This window comes from Thiohalobacter thiocyanaticus, assembly GCF_002356355.1.
Lineage (GTDB): Bacteria > Pseudomonadota > Gammaproteobacteria > Thiohalobacterales > Thiohalobacteraceae > Thiohalobacter > Thiohalobacter thiocyanaticus_A.
In genome coordinates this window covers 1,871,147-1,886,731 of record NZ_AP018052.1, presented here as the reverse complement: position 1 = coordinate 1,886,731, position 15,585 = coordinate 1,871,147, and the positions used below count along the sequence as shown (strand labels likewise).

Here is a 15,585-nt window from a genome sequence, read left to right as displayed (position 1 = left end):
CAGTCAGTCCTTTGCAGGACCCTCGTCCTGTTCGTCCGCGTCTGTGTCTGACTCGGTATCCGCCTCGCCGCGGGCGGCGGCCTTGCGGCGACGGCGTCTGCGCCACCAGATGAAACCGCCGATCGCCGCGCCAATGATGACATTGGCCAGGACGAACAGACCCAGAATCAGGCCCAGGCCGGGCCCGGTCTGTGTCTCCGCCTTGTCTTCCGCTTCGGGTGCCGGATCGATGATCTCCTCCTGCAGGGCCGGCGGGATTCCGGCCTCCGGCTCCGGTTCCGGTTCCGGCTCGGCCTGAGATTCAGGTTCAGGCTCGGGTTCGGGCTCGGCGGCAGGCTCGGGCTCTGCCTCGACGGCGGGCTCGGATTCGGGCTCGACTGCGGCTTCCGGTTCAGGCGTCGACGACGTTGCCCCTTCCGGCAACGGCGGCACCTCCACGAACAGGGATTTCTCCCGCGTGAACGTCTGGCCGCTGGCAATCAGCCGGATGCGATGCGAGCCCGGCCGGGTGAATTCGAAGTCCTGCAGGAAACGGCCCGGATCGGCTGCTGCATCGGCAGCGAGCGACAGGTGCCGCGACTCCCCTTCGGGCGGAATGATCTCCATCCGGAAGGTGGTGTGATCGAGGATCTCGGCCGCCGTGATCGGCTCGCCGCCCTGCTCCAGCCAGGCCCGGGCCTGCATCTGTTCACCGATGGCGGGCTCAGTGACATCGAGCCGGCCTTCCAGACGCATGTCGGTCACCACGTAGGCGCGGTTGTCGGCGCCGTCGGAGACCAGCCGCCAGGTACCGGCCGGCGGCTGGTCGATGGTGATCATGTCGAAGCCGTCGGATTCATGCCAGCGCACGGCCGGGCCTGCGACCTCGGGCCGGATGACACGCGCATCGGGCATGATCAACTTGATCTCGGAGCCCGGCGTGTGCTTCGAGGCCACCACGGTGACCTCCTCGATGGCGTCGTCGACCAGGAATTCGCCGCCCTCGATCGGCAGCATGTCGGGTTTCTTCGCACTCTCGAACAGGGTACTGAAGACGCGGTGCAGTTCGCGGTCATTCGAGGCCAGGCGTGAAATGCCGTCGGTGCCGCTGGCGATGGTACGCAGCAGGGGCATGTCCGAGGCCTCGGTGAAGGCCAGGGTGTAGACCTCGATGCCGGCTGCGCGCAATTCGCCGATCATGTCCTCTTCGATGGCACGGGTGAGCGCCTGGTCCTGGTCGAAGTCGCCCGTGTCCATCCTGCCGTCGGACATCAGCAGCAGCAGGCGCCGCCGATCCTCGCCGTCCGCCGCGTCCAGCATCCGGCGGCCGGTTTCCAGTGCGGCATGCAGGTTGGTATAGGCGCCGAGGGCGGAGACCTTGTCGACGGCCGCGAACAGCTGCCGGTGATTGGCCTCGGTAGCCGGTGTGAGGTGGGCGACCGGGTAGCCCTTGTCGCTGAAGCTGATCACCCCCACCCGGTCGTCATCGCCCAGCAGGGAGATGAACATGCGCGCGGCGGGAACCCGCATGCGCCGGGGATCGGTCTCCTTCATGCTGCCGGAACTGTCGATGATCAACACTGCATCGACGCCGGCGCTCGACCCGGCGGCCACGAAATCGCTGTCGGCGGCCGAGGCCGTCATCGCCAGCAGCCACAGACCAGCCGCCAGCAGCAGGGCGCCGGCGCGGCGGCGGAACGGGGACGGGGCAGCGGCCGGACGGCCGCTCAGGCTGCGCTCCATAATCTCGATCCTTTCTCTATCCCTGACGTAACACCATGTTTTACAGACTATTCGACCCTTTCCAGCAGCGGCCGGATCCAGCCGGCCGTCGCTGCGGACGGGACTAATGCCTATAACGGCCGTTAGCTGTCAGAACTTAGCAGAAAGGCAATACAACGGGCTGTTTTCGTGAGAAAAGCGCAGAGGCCGGCTGTCAGGCGAGGGGCGCCAGCCGATAGACGCGCTCCTCCAACCGGGTCAGACCGCGTTCGCGGAAGCGGGCGTTTTCGGCCAGCACATCCAGCACGTCCAGCGGACTGATCCGGTGGCTGGCCGCGTAGAGTTGTTCGACCTCCCCGGCACTGACGGCGAAGGGCGGTCCGTCCATTTCGTCCTGATCATAGTCCAGTGTGACCAGCAGCACGGGACAGGCCGGGGCCAGCCGTTGCAGCTGGCGGGCATAGCCCGGACGCATGGCCGGCGGCAGGGCAATGAGTGAAGCACGGTCGAACACGGCATCCAGCGGGCCGAGTTCCTCCGGTATCAGATCGAAATAGTCGCCTTCCATGAGGGTGATCTCACCGGCCTGCCACAGGCGGAAGCCGTCCGTGTCACGGACCTGCGGCGTCAGGTCGTTCTCGTCGAAGAAGGCGCGCACGGCCCGTTCGCTGATCTCGACCCCGGTCACCCGGTGGCCCTGAGCGGCCAGCCACAGCAGGTCCAGCGTCTTGCCGGCCAGCGGCACGAACACATGACTGTCCGGCGCCAGGCCGAGTTGCGGCCAGAAACGCTGCAGGTGCGTGTTGATCTCGTCCTGATGAAAACCGATCTGGTTGTTGTCCCAGCGCTCGAGCCAGAATTGAGGGTCCATGTGACGTCCTGTGTCCGCTCAGTGAAATGATGATGCATTGTCCGGCGCCGCGCATGCCGGGGCAAGCCTGCGGCCCGGCAATAACCCGGACCGCCGAAGGTTAATCTCCCGGACATAAATGTTAAAGTTGCATGTATCCCGACCGGATCAGCAGAGCCGATGTCCACAGCCGCCAGCACAGTTGAACGTCCTTCCCGCGCCCGCATCATCGCCGATCTGCAGGCGCTGCTGGGCGATGCCGGTCTGCTGCACCTGCCCGAGGACCTGCATCCCTACGAGTGCGACGGCCTGTCCGCCTACCGGCAACTGCCGCTGGCAGTGGCGCTGCCGGAGACGGTGGAGCAGGTCCGGGCCGTGCTCGGCTATGCCAGCAGACATGCCATCCCGGTGGTGGCGCGCGGTGCCGGCACCGGCCTGTCGGGCGGTGCCCTGCCCCACACCGAGGGGATCCTGCTCAGCCTGGCGAAATTCAACCGCATCCTCGACATCGACCCGCGCAACCGCACCGCGCGGGTCCAGCCCGGGGTGCGCAACCTGGCCATTTCCGAGGCGGCGAAACCCTATGGTCTCTACTATGCGCCCGATCCCTCCTCCCAGATCGCCTGCAGCATCGGCGGCAATGTGGCGGAGAATTCCGGCGGCGTGCACTGCCTCAAGTACGGCCTGACCGTGCACAACCTGGTCGAACTGGAAATACTCACCATCGACGGCGAGCGGCTGCGCATCGGCAATGCCGCACCCGATGCGCCCGGTTACGACCTGCTGGCGCTGATGACCGGCTCGGAGGGCATGCTCGGGGTCATCACCGAGGTCACCGTCAAGCTGCTGCCGATTCCCGAACGCGCCCAGGTCATCCTGGCCGCCTTCGACGACGTCGCCCGGGCCGGCCATGCGGTCGGCGCGATCATTGCCGCCGGCATCATTCCGGCCGGACTGGAGATGATGGACCGGCTGGCCATCCGCGCCGCCGAGGACTTCGTGCATGCCGGCTATCCCGAGGTCGAGGCCATCCTGCTGTGCGAACTGGACGGCACCAACGAGGAGGTCTCCGAACATATCAGCCAGGTGCGCCGGCTGTTGCAGACGCATGGTGCGGTGGAAGTACGTACCGCCACCGACGAGGCCGAGCGCGCCCGCTTCTGGCAGGGGCGCAAGGCCGCCTTCCCGGCCGTGGGCCGGATCTCGCCGGACTACTACTGCATGGATGGCACCATCCCGCGCAGCCGCCTGGCCGAGGTGCTCACCCGCATCGGCGAATTGTCACGTGAGTACGACCTCGCCGTGGCCAACGTCTTTCACGCCGGCGACGGCAACCTGCATCCGCTCATCCTCTACGATGCCAACAACCCGGGCGAGCTCGAACGCACCGAAGAATTCGGCGGCCGCATCCTGGAGTTGTGCGTCGAGGTCGGCGGCACCATCACCGGCGAGCATGGCGTGGGCATGGAGAAGATCGACCAGATGTGCGTCCAGTTCCGGCCGCTGGAGCTGGCGCAGTTCCACGCCATCAAAGCGGCCTTCGATCCGGCCGGCCTGCTCAATCCCGGCAAGGCCGTGCCCACCCTGCACCGCTGCGCCGAGTTCGGCGCCATGCATGTGCATCAGGGCCAGCTGCCGCACCCGGAACTGGAGCGCTTCTGATGTGCGACATGACGGTCGAACTGGCAGAGCGGGTGCGGACTGCCGCCGACAGCGGCATGCCACTCCACCTCCATGGCGGCAACACCAAGGCCTTTCTCGGCCATCCGGTCAGGGGCGAAGCCCTGTCGCTGCACGATCACAGCGGTGTCCTGCACTACGAGCCGAGCGAACTGGTCATCACCGCCCGCGCCGGCACGCCGTTGCGCGAGATCGAGGACCTGCTCGCCGCCGAGGGCCAGATGCTGGCCTTCGAGCCGCCGCATTACGGTGACACCGCCACGCTGGGCGGCACCCTGGCCGCCGGCCTGTCCGGCCCGCGCCGGCCCTGGGCCGGGGCGGCGCGTGATTTCATGCTGGGCTGCCGGCTGCTCAATGGCCGCGGCGAGGACCTGCACTTTGGCGGCGAGGTGATGAAGAACGTCGCCGGTTACGATCTCTCGCGGCTGCAGGTCGGCGCCCACGGCACCCTGGGCGTGATCCTCGAAGCCAGCCTCAAGGTGCTGCCGCGGCCCGAGACGGAACAGACCCTGGTGCAGGAACGCAGCGAGGCCGAGGCCATCGAACTGATGAACGACTGGGGCGGCGATCCCCTGCCCCTGTCGGGCGCCTGCTACGACGGCGATCATCTGTACCTGCGTCTGAGCGGCGCCGAGACCGCGGTGAAGGCGGCGAGCCGGAAGCTCGGCGGCGAGGCGCATCCCGATCCCGACCGCTTCTGGCGCCGACTGCGCGAGCAGGAACTGAGCTTCTTCCGCCATCAGGCACCACTGTGGCGCTGCGCGGTGGCACCGGCGAGTCCGCCGCTGGGCCTGGACGCGGCCCAACTGATCGACTGGGGCGGCGGTCTGCGCTGGCTGGCCAGCCGCCAGCCGGCCGAGCGCATCCGCCGTCAGGCAGCCGAGGCCGGCGGCCACGCCACCCTGTATCGTCACGGTGATGAGGCGACAGCGCGCTTTCATCCGCTGCCACCGCCCATGCTGGCCCTGCACCAGCGCATCAAGCGTTCGCTGGACCCGCAGGGCATTCTCAATCCCGGCCGCATGTACCCGGAACTCTGATGCAGACGCGCCTGCCCGAAACCCTGCTCGCCACCGCCGCCGGCCAGGAGGCCGATCGCATCCTGCGCAGCTGTGTGCACTGCGGCTTCTGCACCGCCACCTGCCCGACCTATCAGTTGCTGGGCGACGAGCTGGACAGTCCGCGCGGCCGCATCTATCTCATCAAACAGATGCTGGAAGGCAACGAGCCCGGCAGCCATACCCGCCTGCACCTGGACCGCTGCCTGACCTGCCGCGCCTGCGAGACCACCTGCCCCTCGGGGGTGAACTATCACCGCCTGCTCGACATCGGTCGCGAGGAGCTGGACCGGCGGCTGCCGCGGCCTGCCGCTGAGCGGCTGCTGCAACGCGCCCTGCGCCTGGTTCTGCCTTATCCCAGACGCTTCCGCCCCCTGCTCGGACTCGGCCGGGGCTTCGCCCGGCTGCTGCCGTCCGGACTGCGGCACAAGCTGCCGCCGGCACAGGCCGTGCCCGCCTGGCCGACCGTCACCCATTCGCGCCGCATGCTGGCCCTGGCCGGCTGCGTGCAGTCGGTCGCGACCCCGGCCACCAATGCGGTCACCGCCCGGGTGCTGGACCGGCTCGGCATTCAGCTCATCGAAGCACCGGCGGCGGGCTGCTGCGGCGCCATGAGCCATCACTTCGCCGCCGCCGACGAGGCACGCGCCATGATGCGGCGCAACATCGATGCCTGGTGGGCGGACATCGAACAGGGCGCCGAGGCGATCCTGGTCACCGCCAGCGGCTGCGGGGTCTTCGTCAAGGAATACGGCAAGCTGCTGGCCGACGATCCGGCATATGCCGAGAAAGCGGTCCGGGTCAGTGAACTGGCAAAGGATCCGGCCGAGGTGTTGCAACAGGAGGATATCGGGGCATTGGACATTGACGGCGGCGGCCGCCGGGTGGCCTATCATCCGCCCTGCACCCTGCAGCACGGCCAGCAGCTGCCGGAGATCGTCGAGGGCATCCTCACCCGGCTGGGCTACCAGCTCACGCCGGTGGCGGACAAACACCTGTGCTGCGGCTCGGCCGGCACCTACTCCATCACCCAGCCCGAACTGGCCGCGCGGCTGCGCGACAACAAGCTGGCCGCGCTCGGAGCCGGCCGGCCCGAGCTCATCGCCACCGCCAACGTCGGCTGCCAGCTGCATCTGCAGACCGAATCTGAGCAGCCGGTGCGACATTGGATCGAATTGCTGGATGCCGATGCGGGCTGATTCAGCATCCGGATCCGCATTGGTCAGGGATTGCCGCGGCGCTGCGCGCCTCGCAATGACGCCACATTTGGAATTTTTCCAATAACCATATCCAGGCAACGCATGTCCAACGATCAATACGACCTGCTCATCATCGGTGCCGGCATCTCCGGCACCGCCCTGCTGTACCTGGCGGCCCGCTACAGCGATATCGAGCGCATCGGCATCCTGGAGAAGTATGCCGCCCCGGCGCAGGTCAACACCCTCTCCAGCAACAACAGCCAGACCCTGCACTGCGGCGACATCGAGACCAACTACAGCCTGGACAAGGCGCTCAAGGTGCAGCAGGCCGCGCGCAAGCTGGCCAACTACTGTCTTGCCCAGCCGGACCGCGAGCATCTGATCTTCAAGTATCCCAAGATGGTGCTGGGCGTCGGCGAGACCGAGTGCGCGGGGCTGCGCAAACGCTTCGACAGCCTCAGCCCGCACTATCCCGCGCTGCGGCTGCTGGAGAAGCAGGACATCGCCCGCATCGAGCCGGCCGTGGCCACCGGCGCCGACGGGCACCTGCGTCCGGAACCGCTGCTGGCGCTGGGGTCGACCGATGAATACACGGCGGTGGACTTCGGCGCCGTATCGCGCTCCTTCCTGCGCCAGGCCCGGGCCGTGCCCGGCAAGCAGGTGGATGTGCGCTACAACGAACCGGTCACGCAGATCGTCATCGAAGACGGCGGCCTGCGGGTGGACAGCGGCCAGGCCTGCTACCGCACCCGCGCGCTGGTGGTCTGCGCCGGCGGCCACAGCCTCAAGCTGGCGCAGGATCTGGGCTATGGCCTGGAGTATTCCTGCCTGCCGGTGGCCGGCAGCTATTACTTCACCCCGCAGATCCTCAACGGCAAGGTCTATACCGTGCAGAACGACAAGCTGCCCTTTGCCGCCATCCACGGCGATCCCGACGTGATGGTGCCGGGCAAGACCCGCTTCGGCCCCACCGCGCTCATCCTGCCCATCCTGGAGCGCTACAACTACCGCACCCTGCCGGATTTCCTGCGCGTGCTGCGCTTCGACCGCCGGGTGGCCCAGGTGCTGTGGGATCTGCTCAAGGTCCGCGATATCCGCCACTACATGGCCAAGAACCTGCTGTTCGAGGTGCCGGTGCTGCGCAAGGGGCTGTTCCTGCGGGACGTGCGCAAGATCGTGCCGGGTCTGCGCTATGGCGATCTCAGCTTCGCCCGCCGTTTCGGCGGCATCCGCCCGCAGCTGATCGACAAGCCCAATGCGAAGCTGTTGATGGGCGAGGCCAAGATCGACACCGGCCAGGGCGCGATCTTCAACATGACGCCCTCGCCCGGCGGCACCTCCTGCCTGGACAATGCCGAGAAGGACCTGCGCAGCCTGGCGGACTTTCTGGGGGCGGCGATCGACGCCACGGCCCTGACCGCCGAACTGGACGCCCCGGGTGAGCCGGCTTAGGCGCGGCTGCGCGGGGCTGCTCTGCCTGCTGCTGACCGGCCTGGCCGCGGCCGAAGCGCCGGAGCGGCCGCCGGTCTGGCTGCGGGTGGATACCGACCGCCTGGAACTCCATGTCATGCACAATGGTGAGCGGCTGCGCACCTACGACAATATCGCCATCGGCCGTTACGGCACCACCACGGCCAAGCGTGCCGGCGACGGCATGACCCCGCTGGGCGAGTTCCACATCGTGCGCATCGCCCCGCGCACCGACTTCCACCGCTTCTACGGCCTGGATTATCCCAACCTCGCCCATGCCCGCGCCGGGCTGCAGGCAGGCCGTATCACAGCGACGCAGTTCGAGCGCATCCGCCAGGCCCTGCAGCGGGGCATCGAGCCGCCGCAGCATACGGCCCTGGGCGGTTACATCGGCATTCACGGGCTGGGGGATGGCGACCCGGCGGTGCATGCCGATTTCAACTGGACCGAGGGCTGCATCGCCCTGACCAACGAACAGGTGGATGATCTGGCTCAATGGATCGACAAAGGCGTGAGGGTGGTCATTGAATAGCCACGGGGCTTGGATATACTGCGATGTGAGACCCGTTCACCACAGAAGGTTTCTTTCACCCACCCCTCGTCACAGGGAGACGCGACAATGAAACAAACGACACGAACCGGCGCCATCCTGCTCCTCGGCGCCTTCGCCCTCGGCGGCTGCGCCAGCACCGGCGAAATCGATCAGCTGCGTTCCGATATCGAACGGGCGCAGAGTACCGCGGACGCCGCCGCCGCCGAGGCCGCCGCGGCCAGGAGCGATGCGGCCGCCGCCCGCACCCTGGCCGAAGAGGCCCAGGACGACGCGGCCGCCGCCAAGGCCAAGGCCGAGGAGACCGACGCCAAGATCGACCGCATGTTCAAGAAGTCCATGTACAAGTAAGACGGACCGCCGCCCTGCCGGCCTGTGCAGGGCGGCGCCTCATTCCGGGAGCGAGACCGCGACCGGATAGCCGCTCGGATTCTCCACCGCCTGTTTGATCCGCCTGCCGCTCAGGCGCACCGGCGGGCGCCCCTCGGTCGCCGCCTCGATGGCATCCAGGGCAATGGACAGCAGCTGATCACGCCCGGGCCGGTCCTCCTCCAGCGGGGGATGCACCTCCAGGTACAGGGTTCCCAGCAGCCACCCCGCCTTCACCGTCTGGTTGACGATCCGCACCGGCGTGCCGACCGGCACCTGTTCATACAGGACAGCAACATCCTCCGGGTACATGCGGATACAGCCGTGTGTGACCCGCATACCGATGCCCCAGGGCTTGTTGGTGCCGTGGATGAGATAGCCCGGCACGCTCAGGCGCAGCGCATGCTGGCCGAGCGGGTTGTCGGGCCCTGCCGGCACCACCTCCGGCAGCGGTTCGCCGCGGGCCGCGGCCTCCTCGCGGATCGAAGCGGGCGGATACCAGGCCGGATCGGTCTGTTTGCGGATGATCTTCCAGCTGCCCAGCGGGGTGTTCCAGTCCATGCGCCCGACGCTGACCGGCCAGGTCCGCACTACCCGCCTTTCACCGCCGGCTGCCGGTGGATAATAGTAAAGGCGCATTTCGGGCACATTCAGTACCAGACCTTCGCGCTCGCCGGCCGGCAGGATGAAACGGGTCGGCAGGGTAACCGCAGTGCCGTCTCCCGGCAGCCAGCGGTCCACGCCGGGATTGGCCAGCAGGATCTCGTCGTGGCCGAGTTGATGTCGGCGGGCGATATCCAGGAGGGTATCCTCATGGGCAGCCTCGATCACCTGGACCCGGCCGACCAGATCCACGTCCTGCGGCGGCAGGGGGAAATCCTGAGCGCGCCCCATCAGCGGCGACAGCAGGAGCAGGGAAAACAGCAGCAAACCTTTCATGTTCGACAGCATAGCGGGACACATGCCTGCGCACGCGCATGCACGTCAGAGTTCGTCCAGGTAGCGCTCCAGGCTGGCGCTGTGGCCGGGCTCGATATCGATGATCCGCAGTCCGGCCCACCAGGCCCCCGGCTGTTCCGAGGCCTGGCACCAGAGGGATTCCACCCCGAGGCGCAGTGGTTCCCCGCTCCGGGCGGCAGCGCCGAGTTCCAGTTCGCACTGGTAGACGGCATTGGCCGGCAGCGGCTGCTCGCAGAAGATCATCATGCCGCTGGTCGAGAGGTTCAGCAGGGTGCCGAGTTCCTGGCCGGTATTCAGGTCACGGACCCGGACCCCGGCGGGAACGGCCTTGCGGGCATGTTGGCGTTTCTCTTCCATTAACGGCTCCGTCAGCCAGATTTCATCGATTGGTCGGGTTCTTATCGGCGATCCAGGACAGGACCGTATCCATGACCCGGTCGACGAAGGCCCGGGTGTCCTGCTGCACGATCCGGGCGGTGTCCGCGGCCAACCGCCGCGCCAACTGGTCGCGCGAATACTCGGCGGCCTTCACCCCCATGGGATCGACGAACAGGTAGCGTTTGCTGAGCTTGCTGTACCAGGCCAGACGCAGTCGCCGCGGCCGGCTGTCCGGCTCGATGAACTGGAACCAGGTGCCGTAATCGATCTGCTCCAGGTGCTCGGCATGGGTCTGCTCCAGGGCCGAGAGCCGGGTTTCGGGCGAGTCCGTCCCGGCCTGCTCGGGCAGGGTGAGATCCAGCACCTCCAGCCGGACCGGCGTGGTTGCGGGAGCGGCCTGGGGATCGCAGGCCGCCTCCTGCCAGGCCTGGATGCGTTTCATCAGTTCCGGCGTATCCTTGCGCCCGTATTCGCTCAGTTCACCCAGCGAGTCGCGGATCGCCGTCTGCATTCGCGGCAGCCGTGCCCGACGGCGTTCGCACTCGGCCTCGGATTCGGGGGGTTCGATACTGTCGACGATATCCTGCAGCACCCGGGTGGCCAGCTTCCAGGCCGGGTTGGCCTCGCCGTCATGCTCGCGCAGGAGGATGAACATCAGCTTCTCCGCCCAGACCTGGGTCAGATGAACGGCGGCCTCCTCGGGCAGATGGCGTTCGGCGACGATGCGGGCGATCTCGGCGTGCGCGCGCCGCCGTGCCTGCCCCAGCCGCTCCTGGCCGTTGGCCGCCTCCACGGCGCGGCTCTCGATGATCCCGGTCTTGTGTTCGAGTTCCTCGATGTGCGAACCAAGCCCCTGCTCCAGGTCCTGGAACAGCTGTGGGTCCTGCGCGTAGTCCTGCATGATCCGCTCCACGGTTTCGCGCAGGCAGGGAAAGATACCGCGCTGCAGATCATCTTCGACCACCCAGTGGGCGCCGGCATCGACCATCCGGTCCAGCAGTCGCCGCGCCGGATGCTCGTTGCGCATGAAGAAGGCCTTGTCCAGCAGTCCGATCTTGAGATAAGGCGTGTGCAGCCGACTGAGCAGCGCCTTGACCGCATTGGGTAGACGCTCCTCGGCCAGCATGCGCTCGAACAGCAGTCCGACCAGGTCGATGATGTCGGCGTCCTCGGGATCCAGCGCCGCCTGGTCCACTGCGCTTTCGATCTGGCGCCGCTCGGTGTCGATGACCGTCTGCAGATGGCCGAGCAGATCGGCATCCACTTCCAGGTTGGTGATCAGCTGGTCCAGATCCTGGGCCGCGCCACCCCCCTCGGCATAGGTCTCCTGGATGCTCTGGGCCGACTGCACGATGCGGCGGCGGCTGGATTCGCGCTGTTCCGGCGGCAGCTGCCGGCTGTCCGGTTCTGCCTCGCCGCGATGCGAGGCCACGCCACGGCGCAGATCGGTGAGCAGATCCAGTTCCTCATCGGAAAGCATCGCATTGCCCGTGCCGCCGCCGGACCCGCCGTGACCGGCCGACCCGCGGCTGGCAGGTGGGTGCATGCTCTCCTCGCCGGCGGCACCCGCCGGGGCGTCCACCACCGAGAAACCGCTGTCGGCGCCGCGGCCACCCTGCGCCTCGCTGGCTGCGGGCGGCGCTGTCGGCCGCGCCTGTCGGGCATCATGATGCTTGCGGATCTCGTAGCGCAGGTTGGGCAGGATGCCGGCGCCGACCAGCCGCCGGTTGTATTCCTCGTAATAGGCCTGCAGTTCGCGGATGACATGGCGGTCATAGAGTGCGAACAGGATCAGCAGGACGGGTTTTTCCATCTCGATATCCTGCAGCGCGTCGGCGAAGGCCTGGGCCAGCTGCATCGGTCCGCCGGGCTGGACCGGCTCCGCCACCCGGTCACCGCCATTGACGACGGCCAGGCGCTGGTCGAGGCCGTAGAGGGCATCGGCATAGGCGGCATTGGCCTTGGCGACGAGGTTCCTGACCGGCAGTTCGTATTCGATGGCCTGCTTGTCCACCAGTGCCAGCTGCTGCATCTTCAGGCCGGCCAGGCCGCTGCCGCCGGTGGCCGGCAACCGTCCCTGGATGAAATTCTCGAAGCCGGCATCGACCGCCTGCAGGTAGCGCTCGGCGAGCCGGTCCTGGTTGCGCTTGACCAGGTTCATGGTGTCGAAATACTGCAGCTGCTTCTGGTTGTCACCGGCCTTGTCGGCGGCTTCCAGCAATGCGATTTCCGCCTGCTCGAGCAGGGCGTGGATGAGCGGCGCGAGATGCGAGCGGGTCATGCGCCGGCAGCTTTCCATCAGCTTGCCGAACTTGCCGCCGAGCGGAGTGGTGCGCCCCTGTGCTGTACTTGTCATTATTCGTCCGGTTCCATTCATGCGTGGCGGGCATCCCGGCCCTGATCGTCATCCTACATATTATGCGCCCCCGGCCCTGGCGGGCCAATGGCAGGATCATCCGGGGGGTGCAACGGGTTCCGGGCCCGGGCAGAGGCCGGAGGCTGCCAGCGGCCGGGGAGCGATCCGCACGGCACGAACCGCCGCTGCCCCTTCGCGTGCGGAGATGCGCAGGCGCGGTGTGCTCACCTGCCCTGTTCCAGTTCCTCCAGCCGTTTCAGGAAGGCGGCCTCAGCCAGCACCTCGACCCCCAACTGCTCGGCCTTCGTGAGTTTGGAGCCCGCCTCGCTGCCGGCGACAACATAGTCGGTTTTCTTCGACACGCTGCCGGTCACCTTCGCGCCCAGCGCCTCCAGCCGCTCCTTCGCCTGGTCACGGGTCATGGACTCGAGCGCGCCGGTCAACACCCAGGTCTGCCCCTTGATCGGCAGTTCTGCCCGGCGCTTGATCTTCTGCGCCGGCGGTTCGATCCCGTGGCGGCGCAGTTTGTCGATCACCTGGCGGTTATGTTTCTGATTGAAGAAAGTGGCGATCTCGCGCGCCACCACCGGGCCGACATCCGGCACCTCCTGCAGTGCCGCTTCATCGGCCTCCATCAGGCCATCCAGACTGCCGAAGTGCGCGGCCAGGCCCTTGGCGGTGGCTTCTCCGACCTCTGGGATACCCAGTGCATGGATGAAGCGCGGCAGCGAGACCGTCTTGCTCCTGTCCAGGGCCTGGATCAGGTTCTGCGCCGACTTCTCGGCCATGCGATCCAGGCCGGCGAGCTGCGCCTGTGTAAGCGCATACAGATCGGCGGCATCCTGCACCAGGTCGCGCTCGACCAGCTGCTCGATCAGTTTGTCGCCCAGGCCGTCGATGTCCATGGCGCGGCGCGAGGCGAAGTGGATCAGTCCGGCCTTGCGCTGGGCCGGGCAATGCAGTCCGCCACTGCAGCGCAGGGCGGCGGCGCCCTCGTCGCGCACCACATCGGAGTGACACACGGGGCATCGCTTCGGCAGGCTGATGCGCTTCGCACCCCTGGGGCGTCTGGCCTTGACCACGGCAACCACCTGCGGAATCACGTCACCGGCGCGACGCACCACCACGGTATCGCCCAGGCGGATATCCTTGCGCTCGATCTCGTCCGGGTTGTGCAGGGTGGCGTTGGTGACCGTCACCCCGCCGACGAATACCGGCTCCAGCCGCGCCACCGGCGTCAGTACGCCGGTGCGCCCGACCTGCCATTCCACCTCGCGCAGCACAGTGTTGACCTCCTGGGCCGGGAACTTGCGGGCAATGGCCCAGCGCGGGGCGCGGGAAACGAAACCGAGCCGTTCCTGCAGGTCGCGGCGATCGACCTTGAACACGACGCCGTCGATATCGAAGTCCAGGGATTCGCGCCGGCGCTCCATATCCTGATAGTACTCGTGACAGCCATCCAGCCCCTTGACCCGGCGGATCTCGGGATAGATGCGCTGACCCCAGGCCTTCAGCTGCTCCAGCACATCGATGTGGCGGTCGGGCAGTTCGGCACCCTCGACCCGTCCGGCGCCATAGCAGAAGAATTCCAGCGGCCGCTTCGCCGTGACCTTCGGATCGAGCTGGCGCAGGCTGCCGGCCGCGGCATTGCGGGGGTTGACGAAGGTCTTGCCGCCTTCCCGTTCCGCCGCTTCGTTGAGCCGCCTGAAGCCGGCGTGGGTCATGTAGACCTCGCCCCGTACCTCCAGGCGTTCCGGATAATCCCTGCCGACCAGCTTCAGGGGGATGGAGGCGATGGTGCGCACGTTGGCGGTGATGTCCTCGCCGGTGGCGCCGTCGCCGCGGGTCGCGCCGCGCACCAGACGGCCCTTTTCGTACAGCAGGCTCACGGCCAGCCCGTCCAGCTTGGGCTCGGCGGCGTATTCGATCGCCTCCTCGGTTTTCAGGCGCTCATGGATGCGGCGATCGAAGTCCTCGAGCTCCTGGTCGGAGAAGGCGTTGTCCAACGACAGCATGGGCAGTTCGTGGCGCACCGTGCCGAAGGCGGCCACCGGTTCGGCGCCGACCCGCTGGGTGGGCGAATCCGCGGTGACCAGTTCGGGGTGGTCGGACTCCAGTTCCTGCAGTTCGCGCAGGAGAGCGTCGTATTCGGCGTCAGATATCTCGGGGGCGTCGAGGGCATAGTAGAGATAGTTGTGGTGACGAATCTGCTCGCGCAGCCGCTCGACCCGTTCCCGCAGCTTGTTCGAGGCGCTCATCGGCCGGCGTGCTTGAGTTTCTGCCGGCGCTCGAACTCGGCCACCTCCTCGCGCAGGTTGTCGATGCGCTGGCGACTCAGGGGACTGCGGGTCTCGTCGCGCAACTCGCCGCCGAGGATGTCGGCAAGCCTGTGCGCGGTGTCGTCCAGATCGTCAAAGGCCTTGAGCGAATCGATGGGAGCCGGCAGCTGCAGGAACAGGCTCAGGCCCGGGGTGGTGAAGTGCCCCAGCGCGGCGGGATCGAAGGTGCCGGGCTCGGTGAGATTGGCGATGCTGAACACCGGTCGGCGGAAGCTGCCGGGCGCCATGCGGTGATAGATCTGCATGTCGCCGTACTCCAGCCCCAGTTCGGTGAAGGCGCGGTCCATGTCGTTGCCGCTGAAGGGCTCGCCGCGCGGGGCAATGAGATAGAAGACGATGATCTTCTCCACCGCGTCGGGCGGGTGCGCCGGCGCCGCAGCCGGGCCGCCCTGACGTTCTTCCTTGATGGCGGCGCTCAGTTCCTCCAGCTCCTGGTCGATCGCATCCGGCCAGGCCCGGGGTTCCGACTCCGCCGGGGGCGGCTCGACCTGGCTGAAGGTTTCGGATTCCAGCGCGGAATCGCCGCCGATATCGAAATCACCGGGCTCGGGCTGGGTATCGGGTTCGACCCGGGGCTCGACCCGCGGCGTCCGGGTGGGGCGACGCGACCAGAGGTAGACCCCTCCGATCACCAGCACTCCCACCCCCAGCAGTATCCAGCGCAAGGATTCCATG

Annotated in this window: 13 protein-coding genes; 6 read left to right on the top strand and 7 right to left on the bottom strand. The window is 67.3% G+C overall.

Annotated features, from left to right (window positions below):
* Positions 1-3: 3 nt before the first annotated feature.
* Complete coding sequence (locus CFK21_RS08675; protein WP_096366288.1) at positions 4-1,722, bottom strand: vWA domain-containing protein; 1,719 nt, start codon at positions 1,720-1,722, stop codon at positions 4-6.
* Between the two features lie 193 nt (positions 1,723-1,915).
* Positions 1,916-2,572 (bottom strand): thiopurine S-methyltransferase, encoded by a 657-nt coding sequence (locus tag CFK21_RS08670; protein ID WP_096366287.1) that lies wholly within the window; start codon positions 2,570-2,572, stop codon positions 1,916-1,918.
* Between the two features lie 159 nt (positions 2,573-2,731).
* On the opposite strand from CFK21_RS08670, the gene CFK21_RS08665 reads away from it, so the two are divergent.
* The 6 genes from CFK21_RS08665 (at position 2,732) to CFK21_RS08640 (ending at position 8,859) form a co-directional block, all read left to right on the top strand.
* Positions 2,732-4,213 (top strand): FAD-linked oxidase C-terminal domain-containing protein, encoded by a 1,482-nt coding sequence (locus tag CFK21_RS08665; RefSeq protein WP_096366286.1) that lies wholly within the window; start codon positions 2,732-2,734, stop codon positions 4,211-4,213.
* The gene (glcE, locus tag CFK21_RS08660; RefSeq protein ID WP_096366285.1) at positions 4,213-5,271 is read left to right on the top strand and encodes a glycolate oxidase subunit GlcE; all 1,059 of its coding nucleotides are present in this window, start codon (positions 4,213-4,215) and stop codon (positions 5,269-5,271) included. Before CFK21_RS08665 ends, glcE begins: the two co-directional genes overlap by 1 nt.
* Positions 5,271-6,488 carry a glycolate oxidase subunit GlcF gene (gene glcF / locus CFK21_RS08655; protein ID WP_096366284.1) on the top strand — a complete coding sequence of 406 codons (1,218 nt, stop codon included), beginning with the start codon at positions 5,271-5,273 and terminating at the stop codon, positions 6,486-6,488. The genes glcE and glcF overlap by 1 nt, the downstream gene beginning before the upstream one ends.
* 102 nt (positions 6,489-6,590) lie before the next feature.
* Positions 6,591-7,940 (top strand): FAD-dependent oxidoreductase, encoded by a 1,350-nt coding sequence (locus CFK21_RS08650; RefSeq protein WP_096366283.1) that lies wholly within the window; start codon positions 6,591-6,593, stop codon positions 7,938-7,940.
* Positions 7,927-8,490 carry a L,D-transpeptidase family protein gene (locus CFK21_RS08645; protein ID WP_096366282.1) on the top strand — a complete coding sequence of 188 codons (564 nt, stop codon included), beginning with the start codon at positions 7,927-7,929 and terminating at the stop codon, positions 8,488-8,490. Before CFK21_RS08650 ends, CFK21_RS08645 begins: the two co-directional genes overlap by 14 nt.
* Before the next feature lie 87 nt (positions 8,491-8,577).
* Positions 8,578-8,859 (top strand): Lpp/OprI family alanine-zipper lipoprotein, encoded by a 282-nt coding sequence (locus CFK21_RS08640; RefSeq protein WP_096366281.1) that lies wholly within the window; start codon positions 8,578-8,580, stop codon positions 8,857-8,859.
* A 39-nt stretch (positions 8,860-8,898) separates the two neighbouring features.
* Here the strand turns inward: CFK21_RS08640 and CFK21_RS08635 are convergent, their stop codons facing one another.
* From CFK21_RS08635 to zipA, 5 genes are all read right to left on the bottom strand, one after another.
* Positions 8,899-9,816, bottom strand: a complete 918-nt coding sequence (locus CFK21_RS08635) for a L,D-transpeptidase family protein (protein ID WP_197702933.1) — start codon at positions 9,814-9,816, stop codon at positions 8,899-8,901.
* Positions 9,817-9,861: 45 nt separating this feature from the next.
* Positions 9,862-10,194, bottom strand: a complete 333-nt coding sequence (locus CFK21_RS08630; protein ID WP_096366279.1) for a PilZ domain-containing protein — start codon at positions 10,192-10,194, stop codon at positions 9,862-9,864.
* Positions 10,195-10,216: 22 nt separating this feature from the next.
* On the bottom strand, positions 10,217-12,571 hold the full coding sequence (locus tag CFK21_RS08625) for a DUF1631 family protein (protein ID WP_157745545.1): 2,355 nt from the start codon (positions 12,569-12,571) through the stop codon (positions 10,217-10,219).
* Positions 12,572-12,795: 224 nt separating this feature from the next.
* Complete coding sequence (gene ligA, locus CFK21_RS08620; RefSeq protein ID WP_096366277.1) at positions 12,796-14,829, bottom strand: NAD-dependent DNA ligase LigA; 2,034 nt, start codon at positions 14,827-14,829, stop codon at positions 12,796-12,798.
* Complete coding sequence (zipA, locus tag CFK21_RS08615; RefSeq protein ID WP_096366276.1) at positions 14,826-15,584, bottom strand: cell division protein ZipA; 759 nt, start codon at positions 15,582-15,584, stop codon at positions 14,826-14,828. Before zipA ends, ligA begins: the two co-directional genes overlap by 4 nt.
* Position 15,585 lies beyond the last annotated feature (1 nt).